This is a genomic window from Streptomyces sp. NPDC093568 (genome assembly GCF_044764945.1).
GTDB lineage: Bacteria > Actinomycetota > Actinomycetes > Streptomycetales > Streptomycetaceae > Streptomyces.
The window spans coordinates 1,186,893-1,204,342 of sequence record NZ_JBIWJD010000001.1 but is presented as its reverse complement, the minus strand read 5'-3'; the positions used below and the strand labels follow the sequence as shown (position 1 = coordinate 1,204,342).

Sequence of the window (17,450 nt, the reverse complement as noted above, 5' to 3'; positions counted from 1 at the left end):
CTCCCATGGGGTGTTCAGTAGGCGGCCAGGGTGCGTACGGCCGCCACGACCTTGTCGACGGTGGGGATCACGCGTTCCTCCAGCGCGTCGGCGAACGGCAGCGGGACGCACTCCCCCGCCACCCGCTTCACCGGCGCGTCCAGCAGACCGAACCCCTCGTCGGCGACGACCGAGACGAGCGTCGCGCCCCAGCCGCCCTGGTACGGGTTCTCCTCGACGGTGACGAGCCGCGAGGTCCGCCCGAGCGAGGTGAGCACGGTGGTGACGTCCAGCGGCACCAGACAGCGCAGGTCGACGACCTCGGCCTCGACGCCCTCGCCGGACAGCAGCTCGGCCGCCTTCAGCGCGACCGGCACCATCGAGGCGAGGGCGACGAGCGTGACGTCGGCGCCCTCGCGGACGACGGCGGCGCGGCCCAGCTCGACGACGTGGTCCGGGGGCGGGGGCGCGCCCTTGGACGCGAGGAGCCCCTTGTGCTCGAAGAAGACGACCGGGTCGTCGCTGCGGATCGCCGCCGCCATCATGCCGATCACGTCGGCGGGGGTGGCCGGTGCGGCGATCTTCAGGCCGGGCACGGTGAGCGCCCAGTTCTCGGTGGCCTGCGAGTGCTGGGCGCCGAAGCCGAGCCCGCCGCCGTTGGCGGTGCGCACGACGAGCGGGACGGTGACCTGACCGCCCGTCATGTACCGCACTTTCGGGATCTCGTTGGCGAGGTAGTCCCAGCAACAGGCCAGGAAGTCGGAGAACATGATCTCGGCGACCGGCCGCATCCCGGTCATCGCGGCGCCCATGGCGGTCCCGACGATGGCCTGCTCGGAGATCGGCGTGTCCCACACCCGCTCGGACCCGAACTCCTTCAGCAGCCCCACGGTGGTCTTGAAGACCCCGCCCGCCTCACCGATGTCCTCGCCCAGGCAGACCACCGACGGATCGCGGCGCATCTCCCGCGCGATGCCCTCGGCGACCGCGTCCCGGTAGCTGATCACGTCCGCCATGCCGCACCTCCGTCGGCCCACACGTCGGTCAGCGCCTGGTCCGGGTCGGGCGGCGGGGCGGCCTTGGCCGCCTCGACGGCCTTCCGCACGACGGCTGCCGCGCGCTCGTCCGCCTCGCCGACCACCGCCTCGGACACGCCCATCTCGACGAGCCGCCCACGGGCCAGGTCCAACGGGTCGTGCTTCAGCCAGCGTTCGACCTCCTCGGCCGGACGGTAGGTCGCCGGGTCGGACCGGCTGTGCCCGAAGTGCCGGTAGGTCTGCGCCTCCAGCAGGGCGGGCCCGTCTCCTGCCCGGGCCCGCGCCGCGAGCCGGCTCACCGTCTCCTCGACGGCGACGACGTCGTTGCCGTCGACCACCTCGCCGGGGACGCCGTAGGCGGGCGCCCGGTCGGCGGCCGGCCGGGCCACGGCCGTGACGTCGGCGATCGGCGTGTACTCCATGTACAGGTTGTTCTCGCAGACGAACAGCACCGGAAGCTTCCATACGGCGGCCAGGTTGAGCGCCTCGTGGAAGGCGCCGATGTTGGTGGCGCCGTCACCGAAGAAGGCGACCGCGATCTGGTCGGTGCCGCGCAGCCTGGCCGACCAGGCGGCGCCGGCGGCCATCGGGAGGTGGGCGCCGACGATGGCGTAGGAGCCGAGCATGCCGGTGGACGCCTTCGTCAGGTGCATGGAGCCGCCCTTGGCCCCGCACAACCCGGTGGCCCGGCTCATGAGTTCGGCGAGGCACTCCTCCGGGGTGGCGCCGCGCGCCATGGCGTGGTGGTGGCCCCGGTAGGTGGCGAAGACGTAGTCGTCGGGGCGCAGGGCGGCGCTAGCGCCGACGGCGATGGCCTCGTGTCCGGCGGCGAGATGGGTGGTGCCCTTGACGAGGCCCTGGAGGAACAGGTCGTGGGCGGCCTTCTCCGTGCGGCGGATGACGGCCATCTGCTCGTAGGCGGCGAGGAGCGCGGCCGGGTCCATCAGGACGTCCCGGTGTTCAGGTGGGACTGGGACTCGCGGCGGGTGTTCAACTCGCCGCCGACCGTCCAGTATTTGCGGCCCGCCACCAGGAGTTCCTCCGCCGGGAACTTGGTGATGACCTCGCAGCCGTCGGCGGTGACGACGACCTCCTCCTCGATCCGGGCGGCGGACCAGCCGTCGGCGGCCGGCCAGTAGGTCTCCAGGGCGAAGACCATGCCCTCTTCGAGGACCTCGGGGTGCTTGGGTGAGACCAGCCGGCTGAAGATCGGCTTCTCCCAGATGGACAGGCCTACGCCATGGCCGTACTGGAGGGCGAAGGCGGCCGTCTCGTCGGCGAAGCCGAACTCCTCGGCGCGTGGCCAGACCTGGACGATGTCGGCGGTCGTGGCACCCGGGCGGACGAGGGCGATGGCCCGGTCCATGTACTCGCGGCAGCGCACATAGGCGTCCCGCTGGGCGCTGGAGGCGCTGCCGACGGCGAAGGTGCGGTAGTAGCAGGTGCGGTAGCCGAGATGGCTGTGCAGGATGTCGAAGAAGGCGGGGTCGCCGGGGCGGATCAGGCGGTCGCTGTAGACGTGCGGGTGCGGTGAACAGCGCTCGCCGGAGATCGCGTTGACGCCCTCGACGTACTCGCTGCCGAGGTCGTAGAGGACCTTGCTGACCACGCCGACGCACTCGTTCTCGCGCACGCCGGGGCGCAGGTAGCCGTACAGCTCCTCGTACGCCGCGTCGACCATCGCGCAGGCCTGGGTGAGCAGGGAGATCTCGTCCGGGGTCTTGATGCGGCGGGCCTCCAGGAAGACCTGCTGGCCGTCGACGACGTCGATGCCCTCGGCGCGCAGGGCGGCCAGGATCGGCATCTCGGCGACGTCGATGCCGAGCGGTTCGCCGGCCAGGCCGTGCTCGCGCAGTTCGGCGGCGATCTTGGCGGCGACGTCCTCGGCGATGCCCGCGTCCGGGTGGAAGGCCCCTCGGAGGGTGGAGATGCCGGCGCGGGCGCCGGTGGGCGGGCCGCCCTTGCCGTCGCTGTAGTCGAGCCACGGGTTGTACAGCTGGTGGTGGCGGGCCGCGGAGCCGAAGTCCCAGACGACGGGTTCGCCGCCGCGCACCAGCAGCGCGAAGCGGATCAGCTTGTCCATCGCCCAGGTGCCGATGTGCGTGGCGGTCATGTAGCGGATGTTGGCGAAGTCGAAGCTGAGCACCGCGCCGAGCTCGGAGCGGTTCAGGGTCTCGTCGAGGCGGGCCAGCCGCTGCCTGCGCAGCCTGTCCAGGTCGACGCGCTCTTCCCAGTCGACGGCGTTGGGCCCGAATGTGCGGATCGCCATGGCGACCACCCCCACTTCGGAGTGAACGGCTGTCCCACGCGAGTGTCAAGTGTCACTGAACACGAACCAGGTGCCGATGGCCGGTACGTCTCCATCGTTGCGGTAGCGGTGCGGGGTCGTCGACTCGAAGCAGACCGCGTCGCCCGGGCGCAGGGTGTACTCGTCGAAGCCGAGGGTGAGAATCAGCTCGCCCGAGTTCAGATGGCCGTACTCGGTGCCGCTGTGGCGCATGAGGCCGCCGGAGCCGGAGGAGGACCCGCCGGGCCGGTAGGTCACCAGCAGGAAGTCGACGTGGGTGCCCGGAATGTGGCCGAGACGCTCCCACACCACGCCCGAGTCCAGCTCCAGCACCTCCCGCTCGCCGGGTGTGACCAGCGGGCCGATACGGCGGCCGGGATCGGCGGCGAAGACGGCCAGGGCGTGCGGGACCGTGCCGGGCGCCGCGAGCGGAGAGGCGGCGGCGCTCTCTCCGGCGTCGAAGAGGGACTCGACGGAGATGCCGAGGGCCATGGTGATGGCGTACAGCGTGCTCACGGAGGGCTGGCTCTTGCCGGTCTCGATCTGCGAGACCAGGCTCGCCGAGACCCCGACCTCGCGGGCCAGCGCGCGCAGACTCGTCCCGCGCGCCAGGCGCGCCTGCCGGATGCGCGCTCCCACGGGTGGCGCGGTGGTGGGTGGCACGGACGGCTCCTCCCCCGGTTCTGGTGGGCCACTGGGCCGCATCGTGTGCAGCCTCATTGAACAGCCGGGGCCGGTCGTCGCGCCAGAGCGGCAGGTGGGCGGCCCTGGCCGGCGCCTCCGCCTCAGCGCCGCCCCGCCGGGAAAACGGCCCTCACGTGCCACCCGGTCCCACCCCGCGGACCGGCCCGCAGTTCGCCGCCCAGCGCCGACACCCGCTCCTTCAATCCGACGAGCCCGAAGCCGCCCCCGTGCGCGGCCACCGGAAGCTGGGTGCCGCCCCGGCCGTCGTCCGCGACGGACACCTCGAGGCGGCCGGCGTCGTCCCGCAGGTGGACCTCGATGTGCGAGGCGTCGGCCGCGTGGCGGCGGATGTTGGTCAGCGCCTCCTGCACGACCCGGAAGGCGGCGGCCTGCACCTCGTGCGGGAGGTCGTCGCGGACGGCGGGGTCGCGGAGCAGGGTGACCTGCTGCACCGGGCTCGCGAAGCCGTCCGTCAGCTCGGCGATGCCCGCGAGGTCGCCGACCGGGCGGCGGTCGGTCGCCTCGTCGCCGGTGTCCCGCAGCACGCCGACGGTGCGGCGCATCGAGGCGAGGGCCTCGGTGGCGGCGCGTTCGATGCCGGCCAGGACCGGGTCCAGCTCCTGCGGCCGAGTCCGCGCCATCATGCGGGCCACCTGCGTCTGCACGAGAATCCCGGTGACATGGTGGGCGACGAAGTCGTGCAGGTCGGCGGCGATGGCGAGGCGTTCGGAGCGCCGGGTCTCGCTGACCGCGAGGGTCCGCCGGTAGTCCATGGTGCGCAGGTAGACGGCGAGCCCGGCGAACATGCCGACGAGGACCAGGCCGCCCAGCATGTAGCCCAGCACGGCGACGTCCAGCGGCCCGAGCAACCGGACCGGCAACAGCAGCAGCGCGCCCACGTCGAGGGCGCCGCAGCCCCATGCCCAGCGCGGCGGGCAGTGCCGTACCGCGACGAACAGCAGGCACAGCAGGATCAGGACCTCGCCGGGGCCGAAGAGGTTCTCCTTGAAGGCCGGCGAGCCCAGCGAGTACAGGGCCGAGACGAGGGCGGGCACGCCGGTGCGCACCTGCGGGGTGAGCCACCGCGGCCGTCGCCCGGCCGGCCACAGCACCGCGGCGAGGCCCACGAACAGCACGACCAGGGTCGGCCAGACCGGGGGCGCGGTCGGCACGATGCTCGTCCCGTCGACACCCGCGAACAGGACGTCGACGACACAGGCCACGAGCAGGAGGCCCACGGCGAAGCTCCGGGCGCAGCCGCGGGGGGAGGCGGACTTCATGCCGGTCACGGTAGGCGAGCGGGTGCCGGGGCCGGATCGGCCGATCGGCCGAGGCGCCGCCGCCGAAGCCGGACTTGTGGCCGAGGCGCGCGCGGGGGCGGGCGGACCAGGGTGGTGCCGCGGCTGCACGCGATACCCACCTCTCAGCCCAAGAACTCGCCGCCTCCCGCCCGTACCCCTGAGGCATGATCGAGCCATGACCACCCCGCCCCCGTCCAGGGCGCCCATCCGCGTCCTCATCGCCGACGACCAGGAGATGATCCGCACCGGCTTCCGCTTCTTCCTCGACGCCCAGCCCGACATCACCGTCGTCGCCGTGGCCGCCGACGGCGAGGAGGCGGTGGCGCTGGCCCGGCGGGAGCGGCCCGACGTGTGCCTGCTCGACGTCCGGATGCCGAAGCTGGACGGGCTGGAGGCGACCCGGCGGCTCGCGGGGCCCGAAGTCGCCGATCCGATGCGGGTGGTCGTGGTCACGACCTTCGACCTCGACGAGTACGTGTACGGGGCCCTGCGCGGCGGCGCCTGCGGGTTCCTGCTGAAGGACTCCGGGCCCACCCTCCTCGCGGAGGCGGTCCGCGCCGCAGCGGCCGGTGACTCGCTGGTCTCGCCGTCGGTCACGGTCCGGCTGCTCAAGCACCTCACCCCCGCGCCGGACACCGCCGCACCGGCGAGACCGGCTCCCCCCACCGAGCCCCTCACGGATCGCGAACTCGACGTCGTACGCCTGGTGGCCCTCGGCCGTACGAACGCCGAGATCGCCGCCGAGCTGTTCGTCTCCCTCTCGACGGTCAAGACGCATCTGTCCAGCGTCCAGCTGAAACTGTCCGCCCGGAACCGCGTCGAGATCGCCGCCTGGGCCTGGCAGCACGGGTACGGACAGCCCGGCCGCTGACGCTCCGCGGCCCTGTCCGGGGTGCTCACTCGAACGGTCCGGCGCGGCTGGTGGCGTGCGGGGGGCGATGGTGCGCTGAGGGTACACCTGCGTCACGTCTACAGGAGGCAGCCCAGATGACCCCTCGCCCGTCCCGATCCGTCCGTGTTCTCTCCTCGGCCGTGGCCGCCGCCGCGTTGCTGACCACCGCGGCCTGCTCGGACGGCGACGGCAAGGACGTCAACCAGGCCGCGGCCGTCGGCCGGCAGACGCCGTCCGGCTCGCCCACCGGCACGTCGACCGCCTCGCCCGGCCCCACGCTCACCGAGTCCGGCGCCCAGACCGCGCTGATCACCGCGGCGGACATCGAGGACGACTGGACGCAGGTGAAGGACTCGGAGATCGCCACCTGGCACGACAGCCTGCTCATCGGCAACGTCGACGTCGGTGACTTCCTCAGCGGCAAGACGGACGCCGCCGACTGCCAGCGGCTGCTCGACGGCCTCTACACCGACCAGTTGCTGGGCAAGCCGTCCGGGGCGTCCGCGCTGCGCGGCTTCTCGCAGGGCGACTCCCGGCTGCTGTACCAGGTGGCCGCCTACGAGCGGACGGATCCGCAGGAGGCCCTGGAATGGCTGAAGACCCTGCCGCAGGAGTGTGACCAGTTCACCGTCACCGGCGACGGCGGCGGCGAGCGCACCGTCCAGGTCATCGAGACCTCGGTGCCCGACGAGGGCGACGACCGCGTCGGACTGCGCGTCACGATCAAGGGCACCGCCGACGGCGATCCGGCCACCCTCACCGAGGACGTCGCCGCCGTACGTGTCGGCATCAACGCGATCACCGTCACGGCCGGCGGACTCGACGGGGACGAGGACGACTCCGTCAAGCAGGCGGTGACGCTGGGCACCCAGCGGCTGAACGACGTCCTGGCCGGAAAGTCGCCGGCCTCGACCCCCAGCGAGATCGAGTAGCCCGGGCCACGGGCGACTTCCTCCTGCGCGCACGAACGGCCGTGCCCGCTCTGCCGATTCGCGGGACACCGTGATCAACGGGGCGGCACAATGGCGACGATGACCGGTTTCGGTCGTTCGTGCGAGGAGAGGACGAGTCGTGAGTGATGGCCACACCCCGTCGGGCGGGTCGGCGAGGCTGAACACCGGTGTGGCGCACAACGCGCGGGTGTGGAACTACTGGATCGGCGGCAAGGACAACTACGAGGTCGACCAGCAGGTCGGCGAGCACGTCGCCGGCATGTTCCCGATCATCCGGGACATCGCCCGCGCGGACCGCGACTTCCTCGGCCGGGCCGTGCGCTTCGTCGCGCAGGAGCGCGGCATACGGCAGTTCCTGGACATCGGCACCGGGCTGCCCACGGCGGAGAACACCCATGAGATCGCCCAGCGCGTCGCGCCCGACTCGCGGATCGTGTACGTCGACAACGACCCGATCGTGCTCGTGCACGCCCGCACGCTCCTGACCGGCACCCACGAGGGCGTCACCGCCTACATCGACGCCGACGTCCACGACCCGGACGCGATCGTCGAACGCGCCGGGCAGACCCTGGACTTCACCGAGCCGGTCGCGGTGATGATGCTGGGCATCCTCAATTTCGTCCTCGACTACGACAAGGCCCGCGACATCGTGCGGCGCGTCCTGGCCGCGGTCCCCTCCGGCAGCCTGCTGGTCCTGACGCACCCGACCTTCGACTCCGAGCTCGGCGGCGAGGGGCAGATCCCGGCGATGAAGTTCTGGAACGAGAACGCCACCCCGCCGATCACCGCCCGCAGCGGTGCGGACATCGCCGCGTTCTTCGAGGGCCTGGAGCTGCTGGAGCCGGGCATGGTGTCCTGCTCGCAGTGGCGCGCCCCCGACTCTCCCGCGCCGGTGCCGCAGTACGGCGCGGTGGCCGTGAAACCCTGACGCCGAAAGGCACCGCACACCCGGACGAACCGGCGCGGACCGGCAGAGCTCGTCGAGGAGACCGTATGACCACCCTTGCCGACCCCGTCCCGGGCGGGCGTCCCGGTGACGTCGAGCGGGCCGGCGCGCTGAGCGGCGAGCTGTCCGGGCGGGGCGTGCACGGGATCGTGCTGGCCTACGTCGACACGGCGGGCGTCGCCCGGGTCAAGACGGTCCCGACGGCGAAGCTCGCCTCCGCGGCGGCCTGGGGTGTGGGGATGTCGCCGGTGTTCGACACCTTCCTGGCGAACGACTCCATCGTCACCACCGACGTCCTCGGCTCCCCGGACGGCGATCTGCGGCTCTACCCCGATCTGGACCGGTTGGTGGAGCTGGCCGGGCAGCCCGGGTGGGCCTGGGCACCGGTCGACCGGATCACACAGGAGGGCGAGCGGCATCCCGGATGCAGCCGCACCTTCCTGCGGCGGACGGTCCGGGACGCCGCCGAGCGGCACGGCCTCACCTTCAGGGCGGCCATCGAGATCGAGTGGTCCGTCGCCCGGCCGCCGGGCCCCGACGGCGCGTTCGTGCCCGCGGTGACGGGTCCGGCGTACGGCGCCACCCGCCAGGTCGAGTTGAGCGACTGTGCCGCCGAACTGCTGGCGGCGCTCGCACGGCAGGGCGTGGAGGTGGACCAGTTCCATCCCGAGTACGCGGCGGGGCAGTTCGAGCTGTCGGTGGCCGCGCTCGACCCGGTGGCGGCGGCCGACCACAGTGTGCTGGTGCGGCAGACCATCCGGGCGGTGGCCCAACGCCACGGCCTCGCGGTGTCCTTCGCCCCCGCGGTCCTCGGGCAGGGCGTCGGCAACGGCGGCCATGTCCACCTCTCCGCCTGGCGTGACGGGCTCAACCTGCACGCGGGCGGTGACCGCCGCCACGGCATGCGGCCGCAGGCGGAGTCGTTCGTGGCCGGCGTGCTCGCCCATCTCCCCGCCCTCACCGCGGTGACCGCGCCGAGCCCGGCGAGCGGTCTGCGGCTGAGACCCTCGCAGTGGGCCGGGGTGTTCACCGCCTGGGGCCGGGAGACCCGGGAGGCGGGGCTGCGCGTGGTCACCGGCACGGCGGGCCACCGCGACCAGGCCGCCAACCTGGAGGTCAAGCCGGTGGACCTGGCCGCCAACCCGTACCTCGCCCTGGGCTGTCTGATCGCCGCCGGTCTCGACGGTGTGGCGTCGGACGCGCGGTTGCCCGAGGAGATCACCGGCGATCCGGCCCTGCTCGGTGCCGAGGAGGCGGCGGCCCGAGGCGTCCGCAGACTGCCGCCGCTGGGCGAGGCCGTCGAGGAGTTCCGTACGGACCAGGTACTCCGTGCGGCGCTGGGTCCGGTGCTGGCCGACGCCGTGATCGCCGTGCGGCAGGGGGAGTTGGACGCCGTGGCCGGGCTGGACGACGACCAGGTCGCGGCGGCGTACCGGTGGCGGTACTGACATGAGCGCCATCGGACCGGTCCATGAGGCGCTCGCGGAGCTGCCGCTGGTGGACCACCACTGCCACGGGATCGTCACCGCCGATCCGGGCCGGGCCGGCTTCGAGTCCCTGCTCACCGAGGGCGAGCCGTGGGCCGGCGTCTCGCCCTTCGACACCCCGCTCGGCATCGCCGTACGCCGCCACTGCGCGCCCCTGCTGAACCTGCCGCGCCACGCCGCCGCCGACGCCTATCTGACCCGGCGTGCGGAGCTGGGTCCGGACGAGGTGAACCGCCGGTTCCTGGCCGCCGCCGGAACCGAGGCGTTCTGCGTCGACACCGGCTACACGCCCCACCCGATCACCTCGCCCCGGGAACTGGCGGAAGCGGCCGGCGCGGCCGCCTACGAAGTCGTACGGCTGGAATCGGTCGCCGAGGCGGTCGCGGCCGAGGGCGTCGAACCGGACGCGTACACCGCCGCCTTCCGCTCGGCCGTCGAGAAGGCCGTACGACGCCCGGGCGTCGTGGCCGTGAAGTCGGTGGCCGCCTACCGGACCGGCTTCGAGCTGGACCCGGCGCGCCCCTCGGACGCGCTCGTCACGGCGGCCGCCCGGCAGTGGCTGGCGGACGGCGGACGGCTGACCGACCCGGTCCTGGTCCGGCATCTGCTGTGGACGGCGGTGGACCTGGGGCTCCCGCTCCAGTTGCACACCGGGTTCGGGGACGCCGACATCCGCCTGCACCGGGTGGACCCGACCCATCTCACGGACTGGCTGCACCTCACCAACGGCACGATCCCGGTCCTGCTCCTGCACTGCTGGCCCTACCAGCGCCAGGCCGCCTATCTGGCGGCCGTCTTCGAGCAGGTGTACCTCGACGTGGGCCTCACCCTGCACCATGTCGGCCCGGCCCGCTCCCGGGCGATCCTGGCCGAGGCACTGGAGATCACCCCGTTCCGCAAACTGCTGTACAGCTCCGACGCCTATGGTCTGGCCGAGTTGTACCGGCTCGGCGCACTGGCGTTCCGTCGCGGCCTGGGCGAGCTGCTCCAGGAACGGGTGGACGCCGACGAGCTGAGCCTGCCGGACGCGCTGCGGATCGCGGCGTGGGCGGCTGGTGACAACGCCCGCCGCCTCTACGGACTGCCCGACCCCGTCCCCCGTCCCCCTCGCGACTGAGCGTTCGCAATTCCCGGAAAGTATGATCAAGCAATGTCTGACATGACCGAAACCACGCCCGGCTGGCTCAGCACCGACGAGCTGGAGCAGGCACGCGCCAGCATGCCCATCCTGTACGTCGAGGCCGTGCCCGTGCGCGTCGACGACAGCGGAGAGGTCACCAGCATCGGCCTCCTGCTGCGCATCGGACCGGACGGTACGGTCAGCCGGACCCTGGTCTCCGGCCGCGTACTGCACCACGAGCGCGTCCGCGACGCCCTTCTGCGCCACCTGGAGAAGGACCTCGGCCCGGTGGCGCTGCCGCGCGTGCCGACCTCGCTCCAGCCCTTCACCGTCGCGGAGTACTTCCCGACGCAGGGCATCACGCCGTACCACGACCCGCGTCAGCACGCGGTGTCCCTCGCCTACGTCGTCCCGGTCACCGGTGACTGCCGGCCGCGTCAGGACGCCCTCGACCTGGTCTGGTTCAGCCCGCAGGAGGCCCTGTCCCCGGCGGTGCAGAGCGAGATGCCGGGCGGTCACGGAGTGCTGTTGAAGCAGGCGCTGGCCCATGTGGGCTGCGTGATCTGAGCCCCGGAAAACAGCGATAAACAGCGAGGGCAAGGAGGTCGTCGACTCCTTGCCACTCTCAACGTATAGCGCACCGGGGGTCTTGCGGCAAGGCCCCTCAGGTGCAGCACAATCACCGACCGAAGCCAGGACCTGCGGAAACGGGGATTGTGATGATCGACGTCATCATTGCCGGCGGTGGACCGACCGGCCTGATGCTGGCCGCCGAGCTGCGGCTGCACGACGTGCGCGTGGTCGTGCTGGAGAGACTGACCGAGCCGACCAGCCAGTCCCGCGGGCAGGGCCTGCATGTGCGCAGCGTCGAGGTGATGGCCCAGCGCGGCGTGCTCGACCGGTTCGCCGCCGTCAGCGAGAAGTTCCAGTTGGGCGGCCTCTTCGGCGGCATCGTCAAGCCGTGGCCGCAGAGCATGGACACGGCCCATCCGTACACCCTCGCCCACCCGCAGCCGGTCACCGAGCGGCTGCTCAACGAGCGTGCCCTGGAACTCGGCACCGACCTCCGGCGCGGCTGCGAGGTCGTCGGGCTGAGCCAGGACGCCGACGGGGTGACGGTCGAGCTGGCGGACGGCACGCATCTGCGCTCGCGCTATCTCGTCGGCTGCGACGGCGGGCGCAGCCTGGTGCGCAAGACGCTCGGTGTCGGCTTCCCCGGTGAGGCCGCCACGGTCGAGACGCTGCTGGGCGAGATGGAGCTGACCGAGGATCCGGAGACGATCGCCGCGGTCGTCGCCGAAGTCCGCGAGACCCAGCTGCGGTTCGGAGCCGGAGCCACCGGGGACGGGGTCTACCGGGTGGTCGTGCCCGCCGAGGGCGTGGCGGAGGACCGGGCGAGCGAGCCGACCCTGGAGGAGTTCAAGCAGCGGTTGCGGGCCGTCGCGGGCACCGACTTCGGCGCGCACTCGCCGCGCTGGCTCTCCCGGTTCGGCGACGCGACCCGGCAGGCCGAGCGCTACCGGGTCGGCAGGGTGCTGCTGGCCGGCGACGCGGCGCACATCCACCCGCCGACCGGCGGACAGGGGCTCAACCTCGGTGTCCAGGACGCCTTCAACCTCGGCTGGAAGCTGGCCGCCGCGGTCCATGGCTGGGCACCCGAGGGGCTGCTGGACACCTACCACGCCGAACGGCACCCGGTGGGTGCGGCGGTGCTGGCCAACACCCGCGCGCAGATCACGCTGCTGGGCACCGACCCGGGTGCGACGGCGCTGCGGGAGCTGTTCTCGAAGCTGATGGACTTCGAGGAGGTGAACCGGTACGTGACCGGCCTGATCACCGGCGTCGACGTCCGCTACGACTTCGGCGAGGGCCACGAGCTGCTCGGCCGGCGGATGCCGGACGTGAGCCTGAAGCAGGGCCGGCTCTACGAGTTGACGCACGGCGGCCGGGGGCTGCTGCTCGACCGGACCGGGCAGCTGTCGGTGCGCGGCTGGGCGGACCGGGTCGACCATGTCGTAGACGCCGGCGCGGAGCTGGACGTGCCCGCGGTGCTGCTGCGGCCGGACGGCCATGTCGCCTGGGCCGGTGAGAAGCAGGAGGAGCTGCTGGACGGGCTGCGGCGGTGGTTCGGCACGGCCGCCGAGTGAGCCGCTGAGGTTGGCCGGGGTCACACGTACCCGGCCAACCCAAGTCACTTTCCTCATTGCTTACTTCACGTCTTGACGAAAGTGGTCCATACCTTTAGGTTCACGGGTCAGCCAGGCACCCCGTGACGCACTCACCGTTCAGAAGGTGAACGCGGCCCGGTGGCTCACCCCCCACGAAGGGCCTCCGCACATGCCCAAGTCTCTCCCCACCGCGATATCCCTCACCGCGCTCTCCCTCACCACCGGTCCGCTCGCCGCCCCCCAGGCCCAGGCCCTCCCCACCCCGCCGATGGCCATGGCGCCCTACCTCTACAACGGCTGGGGCAGCCCGCCGAACCCGACCACCGTCACCGACGCCACCGGCGTCAAGTACTTCACGCTCGCCTTCGTCCTCAGCAACGGCTACTGCGACCCGCAGTGGGACGGCGGCCGTGCGCTGACCGGCGGCGTCGACCAGCGGACCGTCGAGACCGTGCGGGCGAACGGCGGTGACGTCGTCCCGTCCTTCGGCGGCTGGAGCGGCAACAAGCTGGAGAGCTCCTGCTCCGGTTCCGGCGAACTGGCCGCCGCCTACCAGAAGGTCATCAGCGCCTTCGGGCTCAAGGCCATCGACATCGACCTCGAAGCCGACGCCTACGACAGCCCGGCCGTGCAGGAGCGCACGGTCGACGCGCTGAAGAAGGTCAAGGCGGACAACCCCGGTCTGAAGGTGTACGTCACCATCGGCACCGGCCAGAACGGCCCCGACACCAGCCTGATCAACCGCGCCGCGGAAGCCGGTCTGACCGTGGACGCCTGGACGATCATGCCGTTCAACTTCGGTGGCGTGGGCCAGAACATGGGCGACCTGTCCGTGCGGGCCGCCGAGGGCCTCAAGGGCGCGCTGAAGTCGGCGTACGGCTACAGCGACGACCAGGCCTACCGGTCCATGGGCATCTCGTCGATGAACGGCGTCACCGACCAGAACGAGACCGTCACGGTCGCCGACTTCCGGACGATGCTCACCTACGCCCAGCAACACCACCTGGCGCGGCTGACCTTCTGGTCCGTCAACCGTGACCGCCCCTGCACCGGCGGCCCCGCCGACAGCTGTTCCGGCGTGAACCAGTCCGACTGGGACTTCACCCGCGTTCTCGCCGACTACACCGGCTGATCCAGCCAACCCCCACCAGTGGCCGACCAGTTCGGCGAGGAGAACTCGTGCTCATCTTCGCGCGCCCCGCGCTCAAGCGCCTGCGCAGATCCACCGCCGTCACGGTCGTCACCGTGGCGGCCGCCTCCCTGCTCACCTCGGCACCGGCGCCCGCGAGCGCGGCCGCGCTGCCGGCCGACTTCGCGACCGTCATGAACGCCGCGAGCGGCCGGTGTCTGGACGCCCGGGCGGCGGGCACCGCCAACGGCACCGTCGTGCAGCAGTACTCCTGCAACGGCACCACGGCCCAGCAGTGGAGCTTCACCGCCACCGGCGACGGCTACGTCCGCATCAACAACCGCAACAGCACCGGTCAGGTCGTGGACGTCGCCGACGTCTCCACCGCCGACAGCGCGCCGGTCCATCTGTGGGCCTACGGCGGCGGCGCCAACCAGCAGTGGCTGCCCGTCGACGAGGGCGGCGGCGTCTACCGCTTCGTCAACCGCAACAGCGGCAAGTGCCTGGACGACCCGGGCGCCTCGCTCGCCGACAGCGTGCAGTTCGTGCAGTACACGTGCAACGGCAGCGCCGCCCAGCGCTTCCAGGTGGTCCCCGTGAACCAGTCGACCGCGAATCCGGACCTCGGCCCGAACGTCGTCGTCTTCGACCCGTCGATGTCGTCCTCGACGATCCAGAACCGGCTCAACACCATCTTCCAGCAGCAGGAGACGAACCAGTTCGGCGCGCAGCGCTACGCCGTCCTGTTCAAGCCGGGCTCCTACAGCGCGGACGTCAACGTCGGCTTCTACACCCAGGTCGCCGGGCTCGGTCTGTCCCCTGACGCGGTCACGATCAACGGGGCGGTGCACGCCGAGGCCGACTGGTTCCCGCCGCAGAACGCCACCCAGAACTTCTGGCGCGGAGCCGAGAACCTGTCCGTCAACCCGACGGGCGGCAGCGACCGCTGGGCGGTCTCGCAGGCCTCCGCCTACCGCCGCATGCACCTGCGCGGCAACCTCGCCCTGGACGACGGCGGCTGGTCCAGCGGCGGTCTGTTCGCCGACACCAAGGTCGACGGCCAGGTCAACTCCGGTACGCAGCAGCAGTGGCTGACCCGCAACTCCCAGCTCGGCACTTGGACCGGCTCCAACTGGAACATGGTCTTCGTCGGCAGCCAGGGCGTCCCGGGCACCAGCTTCCCCAACCCGCCGTACACCACGGTCGCGCAGACCCCGGTCAGCCGCGAGAAGCCGTTCCTGTACGTCGACGGTGACGGCACCTACAAGGTGTTCGTGCCGTCGGTGCGCTCCAACTCCAGCGCGACGAGCTGGGCGGGCGGCTCCCCGTCCGGCAGCTCGCTGTCCCTGGACTCCTTCTACGTCGTGAAGCAGGGCTCGACCGCCGCCGACATCAACGCGGCGCTGGCGGCGGGCAAGAACCTGCTGGTCACCCCGGGCGTTTACCACCTCAACCAGACCCTCCAGGTGAACCGCGCCGACACCGTCGTCCTCGGCCTGGGCCTCGCCACGTTCATCCCGGACAACGGCGTCACCGCCATGAAGGTGGCCGACGTCGACGGCGTGAAGATCGCGGGTGTCCTCTTCGACGCGGGCACCACCAACTCGCCAACCCTGATGGAGGTCGGCCCGACCGGCTCGTCCGCCTCGCACGCCGCCAACCCGACCTCGCTGCACGACGTGTACTTCCGCGTCGGCGGCGCGGCCGTCGGCAAGGCGACCACCAGCCTCGTCATCAACAGCGACAACGTCATCGGCGACCACATGTGGATCTGGCGCGCCGACCACGGCAGCGGCGTCGGCTGGAACACCAACACCGGCGACACCGGCCTGATCGTCAACGGCGACAACGTCACCGCGTACGGCCTGTTCGTCGAGCACTACCAGAAGTACCAGACCATCTGGAACGGCAACGGCGGCCGGACGTACTTCTACCAGAACGAGATGCCGTACGACCCGCCCAACCAGGCCGCCTGGATGAACGGCTCCACCCAGGGCTACGCCGCCTACAAGGTCGCCGACTCCGTCACCAGCCACCAGGCGTACGGCCTCGGCAGCTACTGCTACTTCAACGTCAACCCGAGTGTGACCGCCGAGCGCGCCATCGAGGCGCCGAACAGCGCGGGAGTGCGGTTCACCAGCATGGTGACCGTCTCCCTCGGCGGCACCGGCACCATCCGGCACGTCGTCAACAACACGGGTGGACCGTCCAACTCCGGTTCCAACGTGGCCAATCTGACGAACTACCCGTAGCGCGTCCCTGAGCCCTGCCGCCGGCCGTCCCTCGCGAAGAGGGGCGGCCGGCTCACCCCCCGACACCTCAAAGGAGCGTCCTCGACCATGTCCTCGACCCAGCTCAGACCCCGGCTCGCGATCTTCGCGGTGCTCACCGCCGTCCTCACCGCCCTGCTCACCGTGACGCCCGCCCGGGCCGCCGACGGCACGATCACCGGCCTCGCCGGCAAGTGCGTCGACGTGGCGGGCGCGAGCAACGCCAACGGCACCGCAGTACAGCTCTACGACTGCAACGGGACCGGCGCCCAGATCTGGTCCAACTCCGGTGACGGGACCCTGCGCGCGCTCGGCAAGTGTCTGGACGTCGTCGACCGCGGCACGGCGGACGGCGCGGCGGTCCAGCTGTGGGACTGCTCGGGCGGCGCCAACCAGCAGTGGGTGGTCAGCGGTGCGCGTGACATCGTGAACCCGGCCGCGAACAAGTGCCTGGACGTCCGCGACAACAACAGCGCCAACGGCACCCGGCTCCAGATCTGGACCTGCACCGGCACCGCGAACCAGAAGTGGAACGCGCCGGCGAGCGGGGGCGGCGGCAACCCTTCGGGCTTCGTGGTCAGCGAGGCGCAGTTCAACCAGATGTTCCCGAACCGGAATTCGTTCTACACCTACAGCGGTCTCACCGCCGCGCTGAGCGCCTACCCGGGCTTCGCGAACACCGGCAGCGACACCGTGAAGAAGCAGGAGGCGGCCGCCTTCCTCGCCAACGTCAACCACGAGACCGGCGGCCTGGTCCACATCGTCGAGCAGAACACCGCCAACTACCCCCACTACTGCGACTGGAACCAGCCCTACGGCTGCCCCGCCGGTCAGGCCGCCTACTACGGCCGCGGCCCGATCCAGCTGTCGTGGAACTTCAACTACAAGGCCGCCGGAGACGCGCTCGGCATCGACCTGCTCAACAACCCCTGGCGGGTGCAGAACGAGGCCGCGGTCGCCTGGAAGACGGGTCTTTGGTACTGGAACACCCAGTCCGGCCCCGGCACCATGACCCCCCACAACGCCATGGTGAACCAGGCCGGCTTCGGCCAGACCATCCGCTCCATCAACGGCTCCCTGGAGTGCGACGGCAAGAACCCGGCCCAGGTCCAGAGCCGCGTCGACGCCTACAACCGGTTCACCTCGATCCTCGGCGTCTCGCCGGGCGGCAACCTCTACTGCTGAACCGGGAGACGT

The 17,450-nt window shown here is 71.6% G+C and carries 14 protein-coding genes and 1 pseudogene; 10 read left to right on the top strand and 5 right to left on the bottom strand.

Features of this window, described 5'->3' with window-relative positions; all coding sequences use genetic code 11:
- Positions 1–14: 14 nt before the first annotated feature.
- From ACIRD7_RS05175 to ACIRD7_RS05155, 5 genes are all read right to left on the bottom strand, one after another.
- On the bottom strand, positions 15–995 hold the full coding sequence (locus tag ACIRD7_RS05175; protein WP_403449901.1) for an alpha-ketoacid dehydrogenase subunit beta: 981 nt from the start codon (positions 993–995) through the stop codon (positions 15–17).
- Positions 983–1,960: a thiamine pyrophosphate-dependent dehydrogenase E1 component subunit alpha gene (locus ACIRD7_RS05170; RefSeq protein WP_403449898.1), complete on the bottom strand. Its 978-nt coding sequence runs from the start codon at positions 1,958–1,960 to the stop codon at positions 983–985. Before ACIRD7_RS05170 ends, ACIRD7_RS05175 begins: the two co-directional genes overlap by 13 nt.
- Complete coding sequence (locus tag ACIRD7_RS05165) at positions 1,960–3,285, bottom strand: M24 family metallopeptidase (RefSeq protein ID WP_403449896.1); 1,326 nt, start codon at positions 3,283–3,285, stop codon at positions 1,960–1,962. Before ACIRD7_RS05165 ends, ACIRD7_RS05170 begins: the two co-directional genes overlap by 1 nt.
- A 45-nt stretch (positions 3,286–3,330) precedes the next feature.
- Positions 3,331–3,966, bottom strand: coding sequence for a helix-turn-helix domain-containing protein (locus ACIRD7_RS05160; protein ID WP_403449894.1), 636 nt, complete (start codon positions 3,964–3,966; stop codon positions 3,331–3,333).
- A gap of 122 nt (positions 3,967–4,088) precedes the next feature.
- Positions 4,089–5,267, bottom strand: a complete 1,179-nt coding sequence (locus tag ACIRD7_RS05155) for a sensor histidine kinase (RefSeq protein WP_403449892.1) — start codon at positions 5,265–5,267, stop codon at positions 4,089–4,091.
- Positions 5,268–5,463: 196 nt separating this feature from the next.
- Between ACIRD7_RS05155 and ACIRD7_RS05150 the strand changes: the two genes are divergently transcribed.
- From ACIRD7_RS05150 to ACIRD7_RS05105, 10 genes and pseudogenes are all read left to right on the top strand, one after another.
- A complete protein-coding gene (locus ACIRD7_RS05150) occupies positions 5,464–6,159 on the top strand; it encodes a response regulator (protein WP_403449889.1) in 696 nt (231 codons plus the stop codon).
- Positions 6,160–6,275: 116 nt separating this feature from the next.
- Positions 6,276–7,112 carry a hypothetical protein gene (locus ACIRD7_RS05145; RefSeq protein ID WP_403449886.1) on the top strand — a complete coding sequence of 279 codons (837 nt, stop codon included), beginning with the start codon at positions 6,276–6,278 and terminating at the stop codon, positions 7,110–7,112.
- 139 nt (positions 7,113–7,251) lie between these two features.
- A complete protein-coding gene (locus tag ACIRD7_RS05140; protein WP_403449883.1) occupies positions 7,252–8,061 on the top strand; it encodes an SAM-dependent methyltransferase in 810 nt (269 codons plus the stop codon).
- A gap of 65 nt (positions 8,062–8,126) precedes the next feature.
- Positions 8,127–9,527: a glutamine synthetase gene (locus ACIRD7_RS05135; protein ID WP_403449880.1), complete on the top strand. Its 1,401-nt coding sequence runs from the start codon at positions 8,127–8,129 to the stop codon at positions 9,525–9,527.
- A gap of 1 nt (position 9,528) precedes the next feature.
- Positions 9,529–10,683 (top strand): amidohydrolase family protein, encoded by a 1,155-nt coding sequence (locus tag ACIRD7_RS05130; protein ID WP_403449877.1) that lies wholly within the window; start codon positions 9,529–9,531, stop codon positions 10,681–10,683.
- Positions 10,684–10,725: 42 nt separating this feature from the next.
- Positions 10,726–11,253 carry an NUDIX hydrolase family protein gene (locus tag ACIRD7_RS05125; RefSeq protein WP_403451677.1) on the top strand — a complete coding sequence of 176 codons (528 nt, stop codon included), beginning with the start codon at positions 10,726–10,728 and terminating at the stop codon, positions 11,251–11,253.
- A 152-nt stretch (positions 11,254–11,405) separates the two neighbouring features.
- Positions 11,406–12,833, top strand: a complete 1,428-nt coding sequence (rox, locus tag ACIRD7_RS05120) for a rifampin monooxygenase (protein ID WP_403449874.1) — start codon at positions 11,406–11,408, stop codon at positions 12,831–12,833.
- 280 nt (positions 12,834–13,113) lie between these two features.
- A pseudogene (locus ACIRD7_RS05115) lies at positions 13,114–13,986 on the top strand (chitinase); the annotation flags it as partial.
- Positions 13,987–14,099: 113 nt separating this feature from the next.
- Positions 14,100–16,235: an RICIN domain-containing protein gene (locus ACIRD7_RS05110; protein ID WP_403451675.1), complete on the top strand. Its 2,136-nt coding sequence runs from the start codon at positions 14,100–14,102 to the stop codon at positions 16,233–16,235.
- 87 nt (positions 16,236–16,322) lie between these two features.
- Positions 16,323–17,438, top strand: coding sequence for a glycoside hydrolase family 19 protein (locus ACIRD7_RS05105; protein ID WP_403449871.1), 1,116 nt, complete (start codon positions 16,323–16,325; stop codon positions 17,436–17,438).
- The last annotated feature ends 12 nt before the right edge of the window (positions 17,439–17,450 follow it).

Excerpts from the sequence above, each read along its gene's own strand:
- ACIRD7_RS05175 (WP_403449901.1), bottom strand. The coding sequence starts at position 995 with ATGGCGGACGTGATCAGCTACCGGGACGCGGTCGCCGAGGGCATCGCG.
- ACIRD7_RS05170 (WP_403449898.1), bottom strand. The coding sequence starts at position 1,960 with ATGGACCCGGCCGCGCTCCTCGCCGCCTACGAGCAGATGGCCGTCATC.
- ACIRD7_RS05165 (WP_403449896.1), bottom strand. The coding sequence starts at position 3,285 with ATGGCGATCCGCACATTCGGGCCCAACGCCGTCGACTGGGAAGAGCGC.
- ACIRD7_RS05155 (WP_403449892.1), bottom strand. The coding sequence starts at position 5,267 with ATGAAGTCCGCCTCCCCCCGCGGCTGCGCCCGGAGCTTCGCCGTGGGC.
- ACIRD7_RS05150 (WP_403449889.1), top strand. The coding sequence starts at position 5,464 with ATGACCACCCCGCCCCCGTCCAGGGCGCCCATCCGCGTCCTCATCGCC.
- ACIRD7_RS05145 (WP_403449886.1), top strand. The coding sequence starts at position 6,276 with ATGACCCCTCGCCCGTCCCGATCCGTCCGTGTTCTCTCCTCGGCCGTG.
- ACIRD7_RS05135 (WP_403449880.1), top strand. The coding sequence starts at position 8,127 with ATGACCACCCTTGCCGACCCCGTCCCGGGCGGGCGTCCCGGTGACGTC.
- ACIRD7_RS05130 (WP_403449877.1), top strand. The coding sequence starts at position 9,529 with ATGAGCGCCATCGGACCGGTCCATGAGGCGCTCGCGGAGCTGCCGCTG.
- ACIRD7_RS05125 (WP_403451677.1), top strand. The coding sequence starts at position 10,726 with ATGACCGAAACCACGCCCGGCTGGCTCAGCACCGACGAGCTGGAGCAG.
- rox (WP_403449874.1), top strand. The coding sequence starts at position 11,406 with ATGATCGACGTCATCATTGCCGGCGGTGGACCGACCGGCCTGATGCTG.
- ACIRD7_RS05105 (WP_403449871.1), top strand. The coding sequence starts at position 16,323 with ATGTCCTCGACCCAGCTCAGACCCCGGCTCGCGATCTTCGCGGTGCTC.